Annotated in this window: 12 protein-coding genes; 7 read left to right on the forward strand and 5 right to left on the reverse strand. The window is 68.5% G+C overall.

The annotated features are described in order from the left end of the window. Positions 1-199: 199 nt before the first annotated feature. Complete coding sequence (locus ACIQMV_RS32680) at positions 200-2,254, reverse strand: glycoside hydrolase family 27 protein (RefSeq protein WP_402596891.1); 2,055 nt, start codon at positions 2,252-2,254, stop codon at positions 200-202. Positions 2,255-2,472: 218 nt separating this feature from the next. Here ACIQMV_RS32680 and ACIQMV_RS32685 point away from each other — a divergent pair, with 218 nt between their 5' ends. After that, positions 2,473-2,652: a hypothetical protein gene (locus tag ACIQMV_RS32685; protein ID WP_402596849.1), complete on the forward strand. Its 180-nt coding sequence runs from the start codon at positions 2,473-2,475 to the stop codon at positions 2,650-2,652. A gap of 356 nt (positions 2,653-3,008) precedes the next feature. On the opposite strand, the gene ACIQMV_RS32690 is transcribed toward ACIQMV_RS32685, so the two are convergent. The 4 genes from ACIQMV_RS32690 to ACIQMV_RS32705 form a co-directional block, all read right to left on the reverse strand. Continuing rightward, positions 3,009-3,809, reverse strand: a complete 801-nt coding sequence (locus ACIQMV_RS32690; RefSeq protein WP_402596850.1) for a DUF427 domain-containing protein — start codon at positions 3,807-3,809, stop codon at positions 3,009-3,011. A 274-nt stretch (positions 3,810-4,083) separates the two neighbouring features. Further along, positions 4,084-4,590, reverse strand: coding sequence for a DUF302 domain-containing protein (locus ACIQMV_RS32695; RefSeq protein WP_402596851.1), 507 nt, complete (start codon positions 4,588-4,590; stop codon positions 4,084-4,086). Next, on the reverse strand, positions 4,587-5,345 hold the full coding sequence (locus ACIQMV_RS32700) for a hypothetical protein (protein WP_402596852.1): 759 nt from the start codon (positions 5,343-5,345) through the stop codon (positions 4,587-4,589). Before ACIQMV_RS32700 ends, ACIQMV_RS32695 begins: the two co-directional genes overlap by 4 nt. Before the next feature lie 181 nt (positions 5,346-5,526). Beyond that, the gene (locus tag ACIQMV_RS32705) at positions 5,527-7,686 is read right to left on the reverse strand and encodes an alpha-galactosidase (RefSeq protein WP_402596853.1); all 2,160 of its coding nucleotides are present in this window, start codon (positions 7,684-7,686) and stop codon (positions 5,527-5,529) included. A 181-nt stretch (positions 7,687-7,867) separates the two neighbouring features. Between ACIQMV_RS32705 and ACIQMV_RS32710 the strand changes: the two genes are divergently transcribed. The 6 genes from ACIQMV_RS32710 (at position 7,868) to ACIQMV_RS32735 (ending at position 16,850) form a co-directional block, all read left to right on the forward strand. Then, positions 7,868-9,049, forward strand: coding sequence for an ROK family protein (locus ACIQMV_RS32710; protein WP_402596854.1), 1,182 nt, complete (start codon positions 7,868-7,870; stop codon positions 9,047-9,049). Positions 9,050-9,051: 2 nt separating this feature from the next. Further along, positions 9,052-10,365: an ABC transporter substrate-binding protein gene (locus ACIQMV_RS32715; RefSeq protein ID WP_402596855.1), complete on the forward strand. Its 1,314-nt coding sequence runs from the start codon at positions 9,052-9,054 to the stop codon at positions 10,363-10,365. Between the two features lie 21 nt (positions 10,366-10,386). After that, positions 10,387-11,316, forward strand: a complete 930-nt coding sequence (locus tag ACIQMV_RS32720) for a carbohydrate ABC transporter permease (protein WP_402596856.1) — start codon at positions 10,387-10,389, stop codon at positions 11,314-11,316. Beyond that, positions 11,313-12,236, forward strand: coding sequence for a carbohydrate ABC transporter permease (locus ACIQMV_RS32725; RefSeq protein WP_402596857.1), 924 nt, complete (start codon positions 11,313-11,315; stop codon positions 12,234-12,236). The genes ACIQMV_RS32720 and ACIQMV_RS32725 overlap by 4 nt, the downstream gene beginning before the upstream one ends. A gap of 148 nt (positions 12,237-12,384) precedes the next feature. Further along, positions 12,385-14,256, forward strand: a complete 1,872-nt coding sequence (locus ACIQMV_RS32730) for an alpha-galactosidase D (protein ID WP_402596858.1) — start codon at positions 12,385-12,387, stop codon at positions 14,254-14,256. Between the two features lie 176 nt (positions 14,257-14,432). Continuing rightward, on the forward strand, positions 14,433-16,850 hold the full coding sequence (locus ACIQMV_RS32735; protein ID WP_402596859.1) for a glycosyl hydrolase family 95 catalytic domain-containing protein: 2,418 nt from the start codon (positions 14,433-14,435) through the stop codon (positions 16,848-16,850). Positions 16,851-17,147 lie beyond the last annotated feature (297 nt).

Consider the following 17,147-nt stretch of genomic DNA (forward strand, 5'->3'; position numbering starts at 1 on the left):
TGAGGCCCTGACGGCCCGGCCCCGGGCGCGGCAGGCACAGCCTGTCGCAGAGATCCGCACACCGTCAAGATTAATTACTAATTTATTTCTCGGAGGGTGTGCCTCCGGCCGAACAAGGCCTGGAGGCACACCTGTTGGTACCGGGAAGTGGTACGGGTTGACGCAGGTGAAGCAGGGTGGAATGGGGTGATCGCAGCGCTCAGAGCGCGGCCTGGTGGACGCGGCCGTCCACCCCGCGGAAGGCGACGAGCACGCCGCCGTCGGATCCCGCGACGCCGCCGAGAGCACCGTCGAAGACACCGCTGGCGAAGGCGCTGTTCTTGCTCCAGCCCGCCCAGCCGCCGGACGCGGTCCAACTGCGCGTCCAGAGCGTGTAGTCACCGGCACGGGCGTACAGGTGCACCGTGCCGCCGGAGGCCACCAGCGTCGGGCTGCCGCTGATCGTGCCTCCCAGGGCCGTCCAGTCCGACCACCTGCCGGAGGTGTCACGGGACCGCCACCACACCGCGTCGTCGGCGGTGCGCACGGCCACGTGCAAACGCCCGGCGTCGTCCACGACGGCCGAGGGGCGCCCGTAGAACGGGCGGTCCTGCGGTGCGCCCAGCGCGGTCCAGCCGGAGGCCGGACCGCGGGACCACAGCTTGCCGTCCGCGCCACGCGCGAACAGCGTCCAGTCGTCCGGCCCGGAGAAGGCCGCGGTCGGCGCGTCCGTCAGTGTGCCGCCCAGGCTCTGCCAGCGGCCCCAGCGCCCGTTCGCGTACACGCGCCGGTAGGCGGTGTCGTCGGTGCCGCGGACGAAGACGTCGATCCGGCCGCCGGCGGAGGCGTACGCGGCGGGCTGGCCGAGGATGCGGCCCCGCGTCGGGCCGCCCAGCTCGGTGGTCCGGACCTTGGACCAGTCCCCGCCGCGCGCGGTCTGCGTGCGCAGGGTTCCGTCCGTGCCGCGGGTGAAGACGGTCAGGGTGTCACCGTCCCGCACCAGCGCCGGACTTGCCGAGGAGCGGCCGGGCAGCTGCGCGCCCGGGGCGTCGTCCGTGCCGGTCAGCATGAGGAAGGCAGTGCCGTGCGCGGGGACGCGTACCGTGTACGAGCCGCTGAAGGTGCCGCGCGGCGCGCGGGCCCGCAGGTCGCGCACCGCGACCTTGCCGGTCAGCCCGGCGTCGGCGAAGGTCACCGTGCGATCCTGCGCCTGGTCGGAGCGGTTGAGCAGGACGACCGCCCGCTTGCCCGCGCCCTTGAGCACCTTGCTGTAGACGTCGCCGACGGAGTCCGTCGCCACGCGGACGCCCTGGATGCCCAGCGGGTCCTGGTCGACGGCGATGATCTCGGGGTTGCGCAGGGTGTCGATCATCGATTTCGGCAGGGTGCGCGGGTCACTGCCGAGCACCAGCGGCGAGGCCATCTCGGCCCACATCACGAACTGTGTGGTGGACTCCTCCTCCGTCAGCTCATAGCCGCCCTCGGCGAGCTTGCGCATCGGGATGAGGTAGTCCGGGTCGTTCCAGTGCCCGGGGCCCTGGGCCTCAGGGTGCCAGGCGTTGGCGTCCATGTTGCGCAGAACGTTCGGCCACTCCCCCGCCGTCGGGGTGCCCCAGGCGATGTCGGTGCCAGTGCGCCAGGAGTCGGCGGTCGTCGGGCCATGGACGAAGGTGTTGTGCGCGTCCTGCTCAGGGGTGTGCGGCATGCCCCAGTCGTCGGTGAGCGGGTTGCACAGGTTGAGCAGCATCGTGCGCCCGGACTTGGCGACGGCGTCGCTGAACTCCTTGAAAGCCGGGCCCGGGTCGAGCCCGGCGCCGATGCCGCAGAGGAAGTCCACCTTGATGGCGTCGACCTTCCACCCGGCGAACTGGCGGGCGTCCTGCTCGTAGTGGCCGCGGCTGCCGAGCCCGCACCACGTGCCGCCGTCGTACTCGCCCGCGTCGGTGTAGATGCCGGCCTTGAGGCCGCGCTGGTGAAGGTACGTCACCAGCGCGGGAATGCCCGAGGGGAAGCGCGTGGGGCTGGCAACGAGCCGGCCCGTCTTCGGATCACGCGGCTGGTCCGCCTGCCAGCCACCGTCCAGCCAGACGATGTCGTAGCCGCTGTCGCGCAGCCCGCTGCTGACGAGGTGGTCGGCGACCTTCTTGACCTGGTCCTCCGTCGGGGCGCCGAGCCCGTAGTAGGTGTTCCATCCCATGTACGGCGTAGGGGCGAGGCCGCTGTCGTAGTACTGCGGCGCGCCCTGGTCCTCCGCGGCGTGTGCCGCCGGGACCATCGACCCGACCAGCACCACGGCGCCGAGCGCCACCGCGGTCCGCCGCAGTCGCGCCGTCCCTGCACGATGCGAAGCCACTGAATTCTCCCGAGAGTTGGGGGTATGGGGCACCCCGCTCCGGTCCGCCGGGCGCCGGTGCCACGGCGGAAACTGTGCCCAGGCCCCCCAAGCCTGTCAATATTAATTGCTAATTAACTTAAAAACGGGATCGCGCGGTGATGCGCGACGGCGCGTTGCTGTACGACATCAACGGCCGCACCGGTACCGGCGGAGACGGACACCTGGCCTCCTGGATCAGCGAGGACCTCGCCCCTGCGGCCGTGTCCTCCCCCAGGACGTGGGCCCAGCGGATCGAGCTGGAGTGGCTGATCGTCTTACAGGTGCATCTCGTGGGTTGAGCAGTTCGGGCGGTCACTCTGCGAGCCCGACTACAAGGAGGACACCGCCTCCCCATCCCGCCAAGCGATCCGCGTCGGCATCGGCTCCCCCACCACCGAGTCCCGCAGGAACAGCGGTGTCGAGCCGGCCATGCTCGCAGGCGTCCGGCGTGGTTCCCAGCACCCAGTACCGGATGTCGAAGGTCGCCCAGCCGTCATCGGGATGGTTCAGGTCCTCGGACAGGACAATCCCGCGGTGCAGGCCCGCGTGGGGCAGGTCCGGATGCCGTGGCGCCAGCGACAGTTCCGGGGGCAGCGCACGGAGCGTCTCCGTGAAGTGCCGTAGCAGCCGGGTACGGGCCTCTGCCTGTGTTCTGTCAGACGGGGTGTTCCTGCTCCCACATGGCTCTGGTGACGGCAGAGGGGCGTGGCAACGGGTGGCCGTCGAGGTAGAGGTCCACGCGCTCGTTGTAGAAGGCCACCAGTCCGGCGATGGGCGCCACCTGCCGGGTCGGGAAGTCGTACGCCCAGGCGAGGTCGGGGTGGGTGGCCCTGTCCGTTGTGACGGACCAGTAGCCGCTGGTGTTGCCCTTGTAGGGGCAACTGGTGACGGTGTCAGTCGGCTGCATGTGGGTCCAGTCGATGTACACGCGGTCGAGGTAGTAGCGCGTCGGGAGGCCTGTCTCCAGCACCATCACCGAGGAAGGCGCGTCCGCGAGCACGGCTCCGTCGAGCATGACGCGCACACCGCGGCCCGACCGAAGCGCATCGACGCGGGTGTAAGGACTCCTGGGGTGGACGAACACCTGCTCGTCCTCTTCGAACCACGCGTCGATGGCCTCCCAGCGGAAGCTGACAAAACCGGCGACACCAGCTACGTCATCGGCCCACTCCCAGGCCGCGCCCGGGCGGGTCAGCGAGCCCAGCCGGAGGGTGTGGCGGCGCGCCCTGCCGACCCGTAGCGCCATGGTCCGGCCCTCGTCGAGGAGAGCACCGTCCCGGATGTCTTCGCGCGGAACGCAGTATTGCGGGTAGCCCGGCCAGAGCCACACGTATCGCGCCCGCACGGTGTCGAAGACAGGAAGGTTCGCCGCATAGCCCCGGATGCGACGCGGTACGGGTTCGACATGGCCGACCGGGACGATCATTTCCGGGTAGTCCGGTGTGAAGCGCTCCATGATCTTTTGTCCCTCGTGGCGTGGGTGCCAAGTGCGGCGGGGGTCGCGCACGCAACCCCACCGGCACCAGGCAACCACGCGGGCGACTGTCCGGCATCTCCTCCCTCAGGCGGGTCCAGGACGGGCATCCAAGAGGACACGTCGATCGGCGGATCCGGGACGGGCATCCAAGGGGACACGCCGATCGGCCGGAAGAGCCTCTTGCGTACTGGCCCGCCTGGTGCGATCCCGTCGCTCCGGCCGCACCGTAGCGGTCGGCCGCCGCCACATGGAGTCACAGCTGGGGAGGTGCGTCGCCGCCGAGAAGGGTGATCAACTGGGCGAGGAGGGCGTCGAGTTCGCGGCCGACGTCGGCGATCCGCGGATTGCCGTAGCTGGCGAACAGCAGGCTGGGCTGGTCGACGGCGAGTTTGGTGTCGCCGTCGGGGTCCGCGTAGAGCAGGGTCCTCAGTGGTGCGTGCACCATAATCGATGGGTCGTGGCGGAACATGCGTTCGGCGATGGTGTGGTTGCCCATCAGGTACTGCGTGGCCTTCCAGGAGGACGGCGAGCCGGCCATGACGGCGGTGATGTCGCTGCGGTAGTAGCGCATGAAACCATGCGGCGCGTTGATCTCGGCGAGCTCGAGCGTGGCCTGCCAGGAGGCCATCTGGAAGAAGCGGGGCAGGTCGACCTCGGGGACGAGGGCTTCGTAGTGCTCGCGCGCTGCGTCGTAGGGGTCGGGGAGCGCCACAACGAGCCGCCGGGCGGGGTGGTCGATGAAGGCGGTTTCCGTGGTCATGGCCGTACCTGTTCGTCGTCGGAGTGGACGAGCTCGACGTCGTGGATGTCGAGCGTGATGGAAGGGAGGTTGAGGTTGACGCTGTTGTCGGGGTTCCGGCGAAAGACTCGTCGGCGCGTCGCCACGAGCAGGCCGCCGAAGCTCTGGTAGCGGCTGGTGTAGTGGCCGACGAGAGTGCTGCCGTTGACCTCAGCGATGTAGTCCATGCGGCGTTGCATTCCGAGGGCATCGAAGTAGAACACTTGGTCGGGATTGTGCGTGGCGATCTCGGGCGGGAAGCGCACCTGCAGGCGCCGCCAGGTCTGCCCGGCCTCGCGCCACGGTTCGATCTCACGGACCCGTACTTCCGGATGGGTGAACAGGAACGGGGTGGTGAAGTAGTTCCAGCACGCGTAGCCCAGGAAGTAGCCGAGGTGTAGAGCGTCCCAGGTGCTGTCGCGCAGCATTCCCTTGAAGCCGGCGCGTGCGGGGGCGAGGGTCTCGACCGGTTCGCCGTCGAGGGTCTGCATGGTGACGCTTTCAGCGGCGGCGTCGAACACCATCCGCCGGTCGGGGCGGGTGAACGGGTCGAATACGATGTGCTCTCCGACCGTGTCGAGCGTCAGGACCTGGTCGAACGTCTTGTCCGGCGGCCAGCCTTTATTCGCCCAGATCGGGCCGCCGATGGAGATGTCGACTTTCAAGCCGCGCAGGGTGTCCCAGAGCGCTTGGCCGCCGGCGGTGGCGATTGCCAGATCGAGGAGTTCGTCGCTCATGGGCCCGGTACTTTCCGTCGCGATGCGTATGGCGGTCAGCGTGCGGGGAGAGGGAAGGGCACGCAACCGCTGGTGGCGTGGTCCAGCAGCCGGTCATCGGAGTCACGGAGCTCTGCCCGGGCGGCCGCGGTGCGGCCACTGCGGGGTGGCGACGCCGGATGCCCGCCCCTCGGCGGAGAACTCATGACGTCCAGGGGCCGGTGCCATCCCCCGCCACGTCGTCCACCCTGATCAGGTGCAGGGAGGTACTGGACCAGTCTCCGACCGGCAGCTCGGGTGTGATCCCGTACCCGGTCAGTACGGACGCGTGATGCTCGGCGCCGGTAGCGGCATCCCGGTAGCGCGCGGCGGCATCCAGGCCGGCGAGCCTGAGGACGGGGCGCGGCGTGCCGTGGCGGAGTGCCCGCTGCCACACCAGCACGAAGACCTCCCGGCGGTCCTGGGTGGTGTACTGCACCGCGGTCGGGCCGTCGTCGACGGGACCGCGCAGCCGGTGCTGGATGCCGTGCTGCACGATGTGACGGACCCTCTTGTACTGCGCCACCAGTTCCGCGCCTTGAGCCAATTCCTCGGGTGTCCAGTGTGCGAGGTCGCCGCCTACCGCCAGGACCCCCGCCATCGCGACATGGAAGCGGTAACGCAGCGGCACCGAGCGGCTGGTGAGCTGGTTGGGCACATCCGTCACCCACGCCGCCATCACCCGTGCCGGGTAGATCTGGCTGAAGCCGTGCTGGATGGAGACGCGGTCCACCGCGTCGGTGTTGTCGGACGGCCACGCCTGGTCCGTACGGGAGAGGATGCCGAGGTCGACGCGACCGCCGCCACCGCTGCACGTTTCGATCCGCAGCCCGGGGTGGTCCGCACGCAGGCGGTCGACGACGTCGTAGAGGTTGTGCACGTACCGCGTCCACAGGAGGTCTTGGCCGTCTTCACGGGCGGGCCAGCCGGCCTCGCTGAAGGCTCGGTTCATGTCCCACTTGAGGAAGTCGATTCCGTTGTCCACGACCAACCGGGTCAGCCATCCGTACGCCCACTCGGCGATGTCGTCACGCGCGAAGTTGAGCACCAGCTGGTTGCGCAGTTCCGTGCGGGTGCGGTGCGGGAAGTGCAACACCCAGTCGGGGTGCGCGCGGTAGAGGTCGCTGTCCGGGTTGACCATCTCGGGCTCCACCCACAGGCCGAATTGCATCCCGAGCCGGTGGACCTCCTCGACCAGCGGCCCCAGCCCCTGGGGGAGCCGCTTGGGGTCCGGTGCCCAGTCGCCGAGACCGGCGGTGTCGTCGCGGCGGCCTCGGAACCAGCCGTCGTCGACGACGTAGAGCTCCACGCCCAGCGTCGCCGCCTGGGCCGCAAGCGCCTTCTGACTGGCTTCGTCGACATCGAAGCCGGTGGCCTCCCAGGAGTTGAACAGCACGGGGCGCGTCTCGTCCGGGTGCGGGAGCACATGGGCCCGGACGTACGCGTGCCAGGCGCGGCTCGCCGCGCCGAAGCCGCGGTCGGTGTACATGGCCGCGAAGCGCGGGGTCGCGTACTCCTCGCCCGGGCCGAGTGGCAGTTCCGCTCCGTCATGCCCGGCTCCGCCCGTGAAGGACGCACGTCCGTCGGGCGTGCGCTGCACGATGAGGTGCCAGCTTCCGCTCCAGGCCAGGGCGGCGCTCCACACCTCGCCCCGGTCCTCGGTGGCATCGCCGGCGTCCAGCATCAGCCACGGGTTCGCGTGGTGGCTGGTGATGCCGCGCCGACTGGTGAGCACGGTCTCGCCGTGCGGCACCGGCTCCCGGTGCAGCAGGCCCTCCGCCGACCACTGGCCCGTGACGTGACTGATCCGGTAGTCGTCGCGCGGCGACAGCGTCCAAGCGGCCGAATCCGCGCGCAGCACAGCGATCGGTTGCTGTCCGGTGTTGCGCAGCACGGTCCAACGCTCGATGACATCTGTGTCGTCGTGGACACGGTAGTGGAGGGTGACCGCCAGCGGGTGGTGGCGGTCGCGGAACTCCAGGGCGAGTTCCGTCGTACCGGGGGCCGATTCGCTGATCCGGTGGCCCAGGTGCGCCCACTCGAAGGCACGGGTGCCGTCGGCGAACCGCACCCGGAGGGACGGCGCTCCGTACCGGGCCCCACCGTCGACCGGCAACTCCTCGCCGGCCGGTGAGCGGCCCTCGAAGCTGCTGATCTCCCCGACCTGAGGAGGCACGAGTTGGCCCGCCGCCGCAAGGGGCAGCCGAGGTCCCCAAGCGAGGTGACAGGGGGCCCCGGTGCGATCGATCCGCATCGCGTACGACGTGCGCGCGGTGGAGAGCAGCCAGACGCCGGAGGCCGGTTCGAAGGAGATCTCAGACATGGATCCTCACGTTCGGAGAGTGCCGCACAGGAGCAGTGCGCAGCCAACTCCGCCTTGGATCACGTGTCAACACCCGGTCGGCATCTATGTTTTCCAGGCTGACAGTGGGTAACTCGCATGCTTCAAAAGAGGCATGCTTTTTTCATTGACAGCGAAAAAGAACCCACCTAGGTTTCCGGCCATGCGCTCGACCCCCTCCCCCGAGGCGACCCCGCCGATGACGCCGGCCGCTTCCCTCGTCTTCACCACCCTGCTGTCCCACGGTCCGCTCACCCGGGCCGAGACGGGGCGGCGGACCGGGCTCTCCCCGGCCGCCGTCACCAAGGCGGTCCGTCCGCTGATGGAGCTCGGCTATCTGACCGAGGGCGTGGACGAAGGAGCGCGGCCCGCTGTGGGACGTCCGGCCGGCCTGGTGCGGGTGGAGGCGGGGAGGGCGATGTTCATCGGGATCAAGGTGACAGGCGACGAGATCATCGCTGTCCTGGCCGACCTGTGCTGCCGTATCCGGATCGCCCGGTACGTACCGCTCACGGGCCGCGAACCTGAGACGGTCCTCCCCGCCCTCACCTCCCTGGTGCAGGAGTTGCTCACCGAGGCCGCCGGATTCGGCGTGCGGGTGCGGGGGTTGGGCCTCGCGATCTCGGGAGACGTGGACCGCGCCAACGGAGTCGTCCGCTACTCGCCCTTCCTGGAGTGGCGGGACGTACCACTCGCCGAGATCGTCGGGACCGCGACCGGGCTGCCGGTCACGGTCGACAACGACGTGCGGGCGCTCACGGTCGCCGAGCACTGGTTCGGGGCCGGAGTCGGACTCTTGAACTTCGCCTTGGTGACCGTGGGCGCCGGCATCGGCTGTGGCCTGGTGGTGCACGGACGGGTGGTGTCGGGCGCGCACGGCGTGGCCGGCGAGATCGGGCATCTGTCCCTCGACCCGCTCGGCCCGCTCTGCCACTGCGGCAACCGGGGGTGCGTGGAGGCGATCGCGGCGGACCCCGCGATTCTCCGCGCGGTGCGCGAGGCCACGGGCAAGGACGTGAGCGCTGCGACCGAGGCGCTGGACCTGGCCCACGGCGGAGACCTCGATGTCCGAGCGGTCTACGCACGGGCCGGCGAGGCCATCGGCAAGGCCATCGGCTCCTTGGTGAACATCCTCGGTTCCGAGCGGGTGATCATCTCCGGGGAGGGCCTGGCCGCCTACGACCTTTTCGCCGAGGGCATCCGCGACGCGTTCGCCGCGTCCGCCTTCGGTACTGCTTCGCAGTGCGACGTGATGACACGTCCCCTGCCCTTCGAGGAGTGGGCGCGTGGGGCCGCGGCAACCGCGATCCAGTCCTTCATCGGATCAGACACGTACGAGGAGTAGCCATGACGTTGCAGATCCGCAGCTCTCGGACGGCCGCAGGACCCAGCCGCAGAACGGTGCTCCAGGGGCTGTTCGGTGCCGGGGCCGCGACCCTGGCCGTGCCCGCTCTTGCCGCCTGCGGCTCGGGGACCGGGTCCGACCCGAAGACGGTGACCTTCGGATCGAACGGCGGGGACGCCACCCCGAAGAAGGCCTACGCCGCGGTGACGAACGCCTTCCAGAAGGACAGCGGCCTCACGGTCAAGACGAACGTCGTCGACCACGACACCTTCCAGAAGAGCATCTCCACCTACCTCCAGGGCACCCCGGACGACGTCTTCACCTGGTTCGCCGGCTACCGCATGCAGTACTTCGCCAAAAAGGGCCTGGCCAGCCCCATTGACGACGTATGGGCCAGGATAGGCGCCGGCTACAGCGACGCCACCAAGCAGTTGTCCAAGGGCGAGGACGGAAAGTACTACTTCGTGCCGCTCTACAACTACCCATGGGCCGTCTTCTACCGTAAGAGCGTCTTCCAGCAGCACGGCTACCAGGTCCCCACCGACTGGAGCCAGTTCATCGCGTTGGCCAAGCAGATGAAGAAGGACGGTCTCTCACCGATCGCCTCGGGCTACGGCGGCGGCGACAGCTGGAGCATTCTCGGCGCCTTCGACTACCTCAACCTCCGCGCCAACGGCTACGACTTCCACATGTCCCTGATGAGGGGCCAGGTCGCCTGGACGGACACTCGCGCGGCAAAAACCATCGACCTGTGGCGCGAGCTCACCCCCTACTACCAGACCAACGGCGGCGGCCGCTCCTGGCAGGACGCCGCGCAGTCACTGCTCGACAAGAAGTCCGGAATGGCGATCATCGGCCTCTTCGTCGGCCAGCAGATCACCGACGACTCCCTCCGGTCCGACATCGACTTCTTCCCCTTCCCGGAGATCGACCCGGCCTACGGTCAGGACACGGTCGAGGCGCCGACCGACGGTTTCATGCTCAGCCGCAGGCCGAAGAATCTCGACGGCGCGACCAACTTCCTCGAGTTCCTCGGCGGTGCGAAGGCCGAAGGCGTCTACATGGGCATCGACCCGAGCAACGTGGCCGTCAACTCCGGTGCCGGAACAGGTTCGTACAACGCCCTGCAGAAGAAGGCCGCCGAACTCATCGCGAGCGCCCAGCACATCACCCAGTTCGGTGACCGCGACAGCGATCCGGGCTTCATCTCCACCGTGGTCGAGCCCGGCTTCACCGAATGGCTGAACCACCCCGACAACGGCTCAGCCCTGCTCAAGAAGATCGAGTCGCAGCGCTCTCGCTTCTTCACGGCCTGACCCTACCGGAGGGGGTTCACCATGTCCTCCGTGCGCACCGTGCGTCGGTCTCCGTCGCTCGCACACCCTCGTCCTCGCCGGCTCGGTCCTGGTGACCGCCTCTTTCTGACCTTTGCCGTCGGCATCCCGCTGCTCGCCCTGCTGGCCTTCGTGTGGCTGCCGGCGCTCGCCTCCGTCGGCCTGTCCCTCACCAGCTGGGACGGCCTCACCCTGTCCGACATCCAGTGGGTCGGGCTGGGCAACTACCACGAGATCTTCACCAACTACCCGCCGTTCTGGCCGGCCGTCCAGCACAACCTGATCTGGCTGCTGTTCACGGCACTGCTCCCCACCCCGTTCGGGGTCTTCCTGGCCTACCAGCTCGACCACAAGATCCGTTTCACCCGCCTCTACCAGACCGCAATCTTCATGCCGATGGTGCTGTCCCTGGCGGTCGTCGGCTTCATCTGGGAGATCATCTACAACCCCGACACCGGCCTGCTCGACGGTGTGATCGGCCACCACATCAACTGGCTGGGCGATCCCCACCTCAATCTGTGGGCCGTCCTGGTCACCTCCGGCTGGCGGCACACCGGCTACATCATGATCCTCTACCTGGCCGGACTGAAGGGCTTCGACCCCGCCCTGAAGGAGGCGGCCGCCCTCGACGGCGCCAACGGACGCCAGACCTTCATGAGAGTGGTGCTGCCGGCCCTGAAGCCGGTCAACATCATCGTCCTGGTCGTCACCCTCATGGAGTCACTGCGCGCCTTCGACGTCGTCTACGTCCTCGGCGGCGGTACCGGAAGCAAGCCCGGCATGGAACTTCTGTCGCTTCTCATCACCGACAACATCATCGGCGAGTCCAGCCACATCGGATACGGGTCCGCGCTCGCGGTCATCCTGCTCATCGTCTCCCTGGCCGCAATCGGGACGTTCCTCGTCCAGACGTTCCGCAAGGAGGACCAGTGACCACGACCGCCGCACCACCGGCCCGCCGGTCACGCCCCTCGCGGACGTATCACGCCGCGGGCTCCGCAAGGCCGAAGCGGCAGACCGGACGCCACATCATGCTCGGCGGCACAGCGCTGCTGTGGCTCGTCCCGCTGCTCTGGGCCGTGTACACCTCCCTGCGTCCCTACTCCGACACCGCCCGGCACGGGTATCTGTCCTGGCCGCACAGCATCGGCCTGCGGAACTTCTCAGACGCCTGGAACCAGTCCGGGATGCCGCACTTCTTCTGGAACTCCGTGCTCATCACGGTTCCGGCGGTGCTCGGCACCCTGCTGTTCGCCGCAGCCGTGGCCTTCTTCGTCTCACGGTTCGACTTCCGCTGGAACGTCGCACTGCTGATGCTCTTCACCGCGGGAAATCTGCTCCCCGCACAGGTCCTGATCACTCCGCTGTACCGGCTGTACCTTCTCGTGCCGCTGCCCGCGTGGATGAGCGATTCCCTGCTCGTCTACAACTCCCTGTGGGGCATCATCTTCATCCACATCGCCTACCAGTGCGGCTTCTGCACCTTCGTGCTGAGCAACTACATGAAGACGGTCCCGAAAGAGATCTTCGAAGCCGCTCTCGTGGACGGTGCCCCGGTGTGGCGGCAGTTCTTCCAGATCGTGCTGCCGTTGTGCCGTCCGGCGTTCGCGGCGCTCGCGACCCTTGAATCCATCTGGATCTACAACGACTTCTTCTGGTCACTCGCGCTGATCGAGGCGGGTGACAAGCGCCCCATCACCTCCGCACTGGCCAATCTCCAGGGCGCCTACTTCACCAATCCCAACCTCATCGCGGCAGGTGCTCTCATGACCGCGATCCCCACGCTGCTGGTGTACTTCGCGCTCCAGCGACAGTTCATCAGCGGCCTCACCATCGGCTCGGGCAAGGGCTGAGCCGCCGACCCGACGCCCCGGCCGTCGGTTGCCCGGCCGCTTCCCCCGGCGTCCTGTCCGGTGCACGCCGCCCCTGACCGGCACAACGCCCGTTCCTGACGGGTGCAACCGCGCGATTCCGCTCATCCCATCCCCAGGAGGCAGACCCATGCGGTCACCCTCGTACAGAGCTCTGCGCGGAGCCCTCGCCGGCTCCCCACGCCACACCATGAGAGTCACGCTGGTCCTGGCCGTCACGGCCGGGCTCACTGCGGCGGTCCCCACCGCCACCCCGGCCACGGCCGCCTCCAGGTCCACGACCGCGGCCGTCACCTCGGCCGCGACCACGGCGGACGTCACTTCCGGCATTGCGGCCAAGCCGTTCATGGGCTGGTCCAGTTGGAGCATGCAGTCCTCCCAGTACCCGGGCCTGAACCCGAACGGCGACTACAGCTACCTCACGGAGGCGAATGTCCTGAAGCAGACGGACGCCCTCGCCACCACGCTGAAGAAGTACGGCTACGACCACGTCAACATCGACGCCGGCTGGTGGATGGACAACAACTGGACGACCGAGTTCGACCAGTACGGCCGGCAGACGCCCGACCCGGTCCGGTTCCCCCACGGCATGAAGTCGGTCGCCGACCACATCCACTCCAAGGGCCTCAAGGCGGGTATCTACCTCCCCGTCGGCCTGGAGAAGGGGGCGTACGGCGACGGCAGGGTGCCGGTCTGGAACGCCCCCGGCTGCACCACCGCGGACATCGTCCACCCGGACCTGCGCACCACCAACGGCTGGGACAGCGCCTACAAGCTGGACTTCGGCAACCCCTGCGCGCAGAGGTACATCGACTCGCAGGCGCAGATGCTCGCGGACTGGGGCTACGACTTCCTGAAGTTGGACGGGGTGGGTCCGGGCTCGTTCAAGTCCGGTGACAACTACAACAACGTCGCGGACGTCGCCGCCTGGCACAAGGCCATCGCCGACACCGGGCGTCCGATCCACCTCGAGCTCTCCTGGTCACTCGACATCGGTCACGCCGCCGACTGGAAGAAGTACTCCAACGGCTGGCGCATCGACACCGACGTCGAGTGCTACTGCAACACCCTGGTCACCTGGGAGAACTCGGTCAAGGGCCGGTGGGACGACGCCCCCGCCTGGAGCGGCAAGGCCGGCCCGGGCGGCTGGAACGACCTCGACGCGATCGATGTCGGCAACGGGGCGATGGACGGCCTCACCAACGCCGAACGGCAGAGCTACATGACCCTGTGGGCCATCAACAAGTCGCCCCTGTTCACCGGTGACGACCTCACCCAGCTGGACAGTTACGGTCTCTCCCTGCTGACCAACCAGGAAGTCATCGCCGTCGACCAGAACAACTCCCCCGTCGCACGTCCCGTCACCCCGATGGGCGACGAGCAGGTCTGGGGAACCAAGAACTCCGACGGCGGCTACACCGTCGCCCTGTTCAACCTCGGCCACTCGCCGGCCTCCGTCACCGCCAACTGGGCGTCCTTCGGGTTCACCGGCGCGGCCTCCGTGCGGGACCTGTGGAACCACAAGGACCTCGGGACGTACAAGAGCAAGATCACCGCGACGCTGCCCGCACACGGCTCCCGGCTGTTCACCGTCAAGCCCGGCGGCGCGCCACTGGCGACCACCAGCTACGAGGCGGAGTCCGCGAACAACACCCGAACCGGCAACGCCTCCGTCGCCGCATGCGACTCCTGCTCCGGCGGCAAGAAGGTCGGCAACCTCTACCTCGCCAGCAAGCTGCAGTTCAACGACATCACGGTGAAGAAGGACGGCATCTACCCCGTCAACGTCTCCTATGTCAGCGGCGACTCCCGCTCGGTGACCGTCTACTCCAACAGCGGCAACGGCACCAGCCTCAAGTTCCCTTCCACGGGCGACTGGGGCACGGTCGAGACCATCAGCGTCGAGTTGGCGCTGAAAGCGGGTTCCAACACCATCACGTTCGACAGCGGCTGGGACTACTCGCCCGACATCGACAGGATCACCGTACCCAAGTCCGCCTGACCTCCGCGGGCCCGGAAGTGACACGACCGGGCCCCGCACCCGGCGACCGCCCCCGGGCCGCCGCACGGTCCCGCGACATCCGGGCTTCACGCCCGGCGTATTCCCCTCACACAACGCCCGCCGACATGTATGTGCCGTTCCCGCACGCGCCGTTCCCCGGACATGGAGTGCACAACGTGGACACCCAGCACACCGAAACGCGCGACAACCACCCGAGCCGAAGGGGCTTCCTCGCCCTCGCCGCCGCAGCCGGCACGGCCGCCGCCCTTGGCGGCCTGCCCGCCTTCACCGCCTCGGCGGCCCCCCAGCGCCCGGCCACCTCACCCCTGCTGTCCGCGGCCGCCGCCGCGAAGAACCAGTTGTGGTGGCAGGCTCCCGGCTCCTCCAACTCGATGATCCAGCAGGGTCTGCCGGTCGGGAACGGGCGCCTCGGAGCGCTCGCGAGCAACGACCCCTCCAGCGAACTGCTGACGATCACCGACGCCACCCTGTGGACCGGTGGCCTCAACGACACTCTGCAGAGCGACGGCCAGTTCCCCTACGGCCGCGACGACTTCGGCTCGCTGACCCTGCTGGCGGAGCTGACCGTCGACATTCCCGGCCACGACCTGGGCTCCGTCGACAACTACCGTCGCACTCTCGACCTGGCCCAGGGCCTCGTCAGCGCCTCGTACGACCTGTCCGGCGTCACCTACCAGCGACAGATCTTCGCCAGCCGTCCCGACGACGTCATCGTCCTGTACTTCTCCCGGCAGGGCAGCGGCACCTACACCGGTACCGTCTCCCTCACCGGCACGCACGGCGAGTCCACCACCTCCAACAACGCCCGGCGCTCCACCTCGTTCGGCGCCTCCTTCGCCAACGGGCTGAAGTACGGTGCCGCCGTCACCGCGTACGGCAGCGGGGGCACGGTGGCCGTCAACGGTACGTCGATCTCCTTCCGCGGCTGCAAGGACCTCACCGTCGTGGTCAGCGGCGGCACCAACTACGCGCCCGAAGCGGCCGCCGGGTTCCGTGACCCGTCCGTGGACCCGGAGCGCCTGGCGCGGACCAAGGTCCTCGACGCATCCGGCCACTCCGCGAGCACCCTGCTGCACACCCATGTCGCCGACTTCCGCCCGATGTTCGAGCAGCTGGACATCGATCTCGGCACGTCGTCCGCCGCACAGCGCAAGCTGGACACCTGGCAACGGGTGCGGGCACGCCACCGGGACGACGTCCCCGACCCGGAGCTCGAGGCCGCCTACCTGCAGTTCGGCCGCTACCTGATGATCTCCGGGTCGCGGGGCAGCCTGCCGATGGGCCTGCAGGGGCCGTGGCTGGACGGCAACGACCCGGACTGGATGGGCGACTACCACACCGACATCAACATCCAGATGAATTACTGGATGGCCGACCGCGCGGGCCTGTCCGGCTGCTTCGACGCCTTCACGGACTACTGCCTCGCGCAGCTGCCTTCCTGGACGGACGTCACCCAGCGGCTGTTCAACAGCCCGACCAACCGGTACCGCAATTCCAGCGGCAGGATCGCCGGCTGGACCGTGGCCGTCTCCACCAACCCCTACGGCGGAGGCGGCTGGTGGTGGCACCCGGCCGGTAACGCCTGGCTCTGCCAGAACCTGTTCGAGCACTACGCGTACACGCAGGACGGCGCCTACCTCGAAAAGATCTACCCCCTCATCAAGGGCGCGGTGGAGTTCTGGGAGGCACGCCTCATCACCACGACCGTCACCGACGCCTCCGGGGCCTCGCGCAAGGTCCTCATCGCCGACAGCGACTGGTCGCCCGAGCAGGGTCCGCTCGACGCCAAGGGCATCACCTACGCCCAGGAACTGGTCTGGAACCTCTTCGCCAACTACCGCACCGCGACCCAGGTACTCGGCAAGGACACCTCCTACAGCGCGACGATCGACGGTCTGCGCCGGCACCTGTACCTGCCCGTGGTCAGCCCCAAGACCGGCTGGCTGGAGGAGTGGATGTCGCCCGACGACCTCGGCGAGACCACACACCGGCACCTCTCCCCGCTCGTCGGCCTCTTCCCCGGCGACCGTATCCGCCCGGACGACTCGACGCCGAAGGACATCCTCGCCGGCGCGACGGCCCTGCTGACCGCCCGTGGCATGAACAGTTTCGGCTGGTCCAACGCCTGGCGCAGCCTGTGCTGGTCACGGCTGAAGAACGCGGAGAAGGCCTACCAGCTCGTCGTCAACAACCTGAAGCCGTCGGCGGGCGGCAGCAACGGCACCGCGCCGAACCTCTTCGACATCATGGACATGGGGCAAGGCCGCGGCATCTTCCAGATCGACGCGAACTTCGGCACCCCCTCCGCGATGATCGAGATGCTGGTCTACTCCCGGCCGGGCCACGTCGAGCTGCTGCCCGCACTGCCCGCCGCGTGGGCGGCATCGGGCTCGATATCCGGCGTCGGCGTCCGCGGCGGCTTCGTCGCCGGCCTCAGCTGGAAGAACGGCAAGGTCACCCGGGTGACGCTGAAGAGCGTCGGCGGCCGTGACACGACCGTCGTCGCGGGCAGCGCCTCGCGGAAGATCAGCCTCAGGCCCGGTGAATCCGTCACCCTGGGCAGCCTCGGCTGAGGCCGGCTCGTCACACGTGCCCGGACGGCCGTCCGGCCCGCGCAACGACGCCCTGCGGCAAGGGCGTCGCGGCGCTGATCGTGGCGGTCAGGTCCAAGCCCCTGACCGTCACATCGGCGGCGTATGACCAGCCGCCGACGCAGCCCCACCCGTACGACATGTCATTCGGTGACTGTGTCCGTGGCGTACAGCGTGTCTTCACCGGGTGAACTTGGTGATGCCGCCTCCTGCGCCCCCACAGCACCTCAGCCGGAGCCGGTGAGCCCAGCCCGCCGCGGACGACGAGAAGAGTGGAGA

The sequence above is a fragment of the Streptomyces sp. NPDC091412 genome (assembly GCF_044756885.1).
In the GTDB taxonomy this organism is placed as follows: Bacteria; Actinomycetota; Actinomycetes; order Streptomycetales; family Streptomycetaceae; genus Streptomyces.

Coding starts and splice junctions, on each gene's coding strand:
- ACIQMV_RS32685 (WP_402596849.1), top strand. CDS start 2,473: ATGCGCGACGGCGCGTTGCTGTACGACATCAACGGCCGCACCGGTACC.
- ACIQMV_RS32710 (WP_402596854.1), top strand. CDS start 7,868: ATGCGCTCGACCCCCTCCCCCGAGGCGACCCCGCCGATGACGCCGGCC.
- ACIQMV_RS32715 (WP_402596855.1), top strand. CDS start 9,052: ATGACGTTGCAGATCCGCAGCTCTCGGACGGCCGCAGGACCCAGCCGC.
- ACIQMV_RS32730 (WP_402596858.1), top strand. CDS start 12,385: ATGCGGTCACCCTCGTACAGAGCTCTGCGCGGAGCCCTCGCCGGCTCC.
- ACIQMV_RS32720 (WP_402596856.1), top strand. CDS start 10,387: ATGTCCTCCGTGCGCACCGTGCGTCGGTCTCCGTCGCTCGCACACCCT.
- ACIQMV_RS32700 (WP_402596852.1), bottom strand. CDS start 5,345: ATGAGCGACGAACTCCTCGATCTGGCAATCGCCACCGCCGGCGGCCAA.
- ACIQMV_RS32705 (WP_402596853.1), bottom strand. CDS start 7,686: ATGTCTGAGATCTCCTTCGAACCGGCCTCCGGCGTCTGGCTGCTCTCC.
- ACIQMV_RS32695 (WP_402596851.1), bottom strand. CDS start 4,590: ATGACCACGGAAACCGCCTTCATCGACCACCCCGCCCGGCGGCTCGTT.
- ACIQMV_RS32680 (WP_402596891.1), bottom strand. CDS start 2,254: ATGGTCCCGGCGGCACACGCCGCGGAGGACCAGGGCGCGCCGCAGTAC.
- ACIQMV_RS32690 (WP_402596850.1), bottom strand. CDS start 3,809: ATGGAGCGCTTCACACCGGACTACCCGGAAATGATCGTCCCGGTCGGC.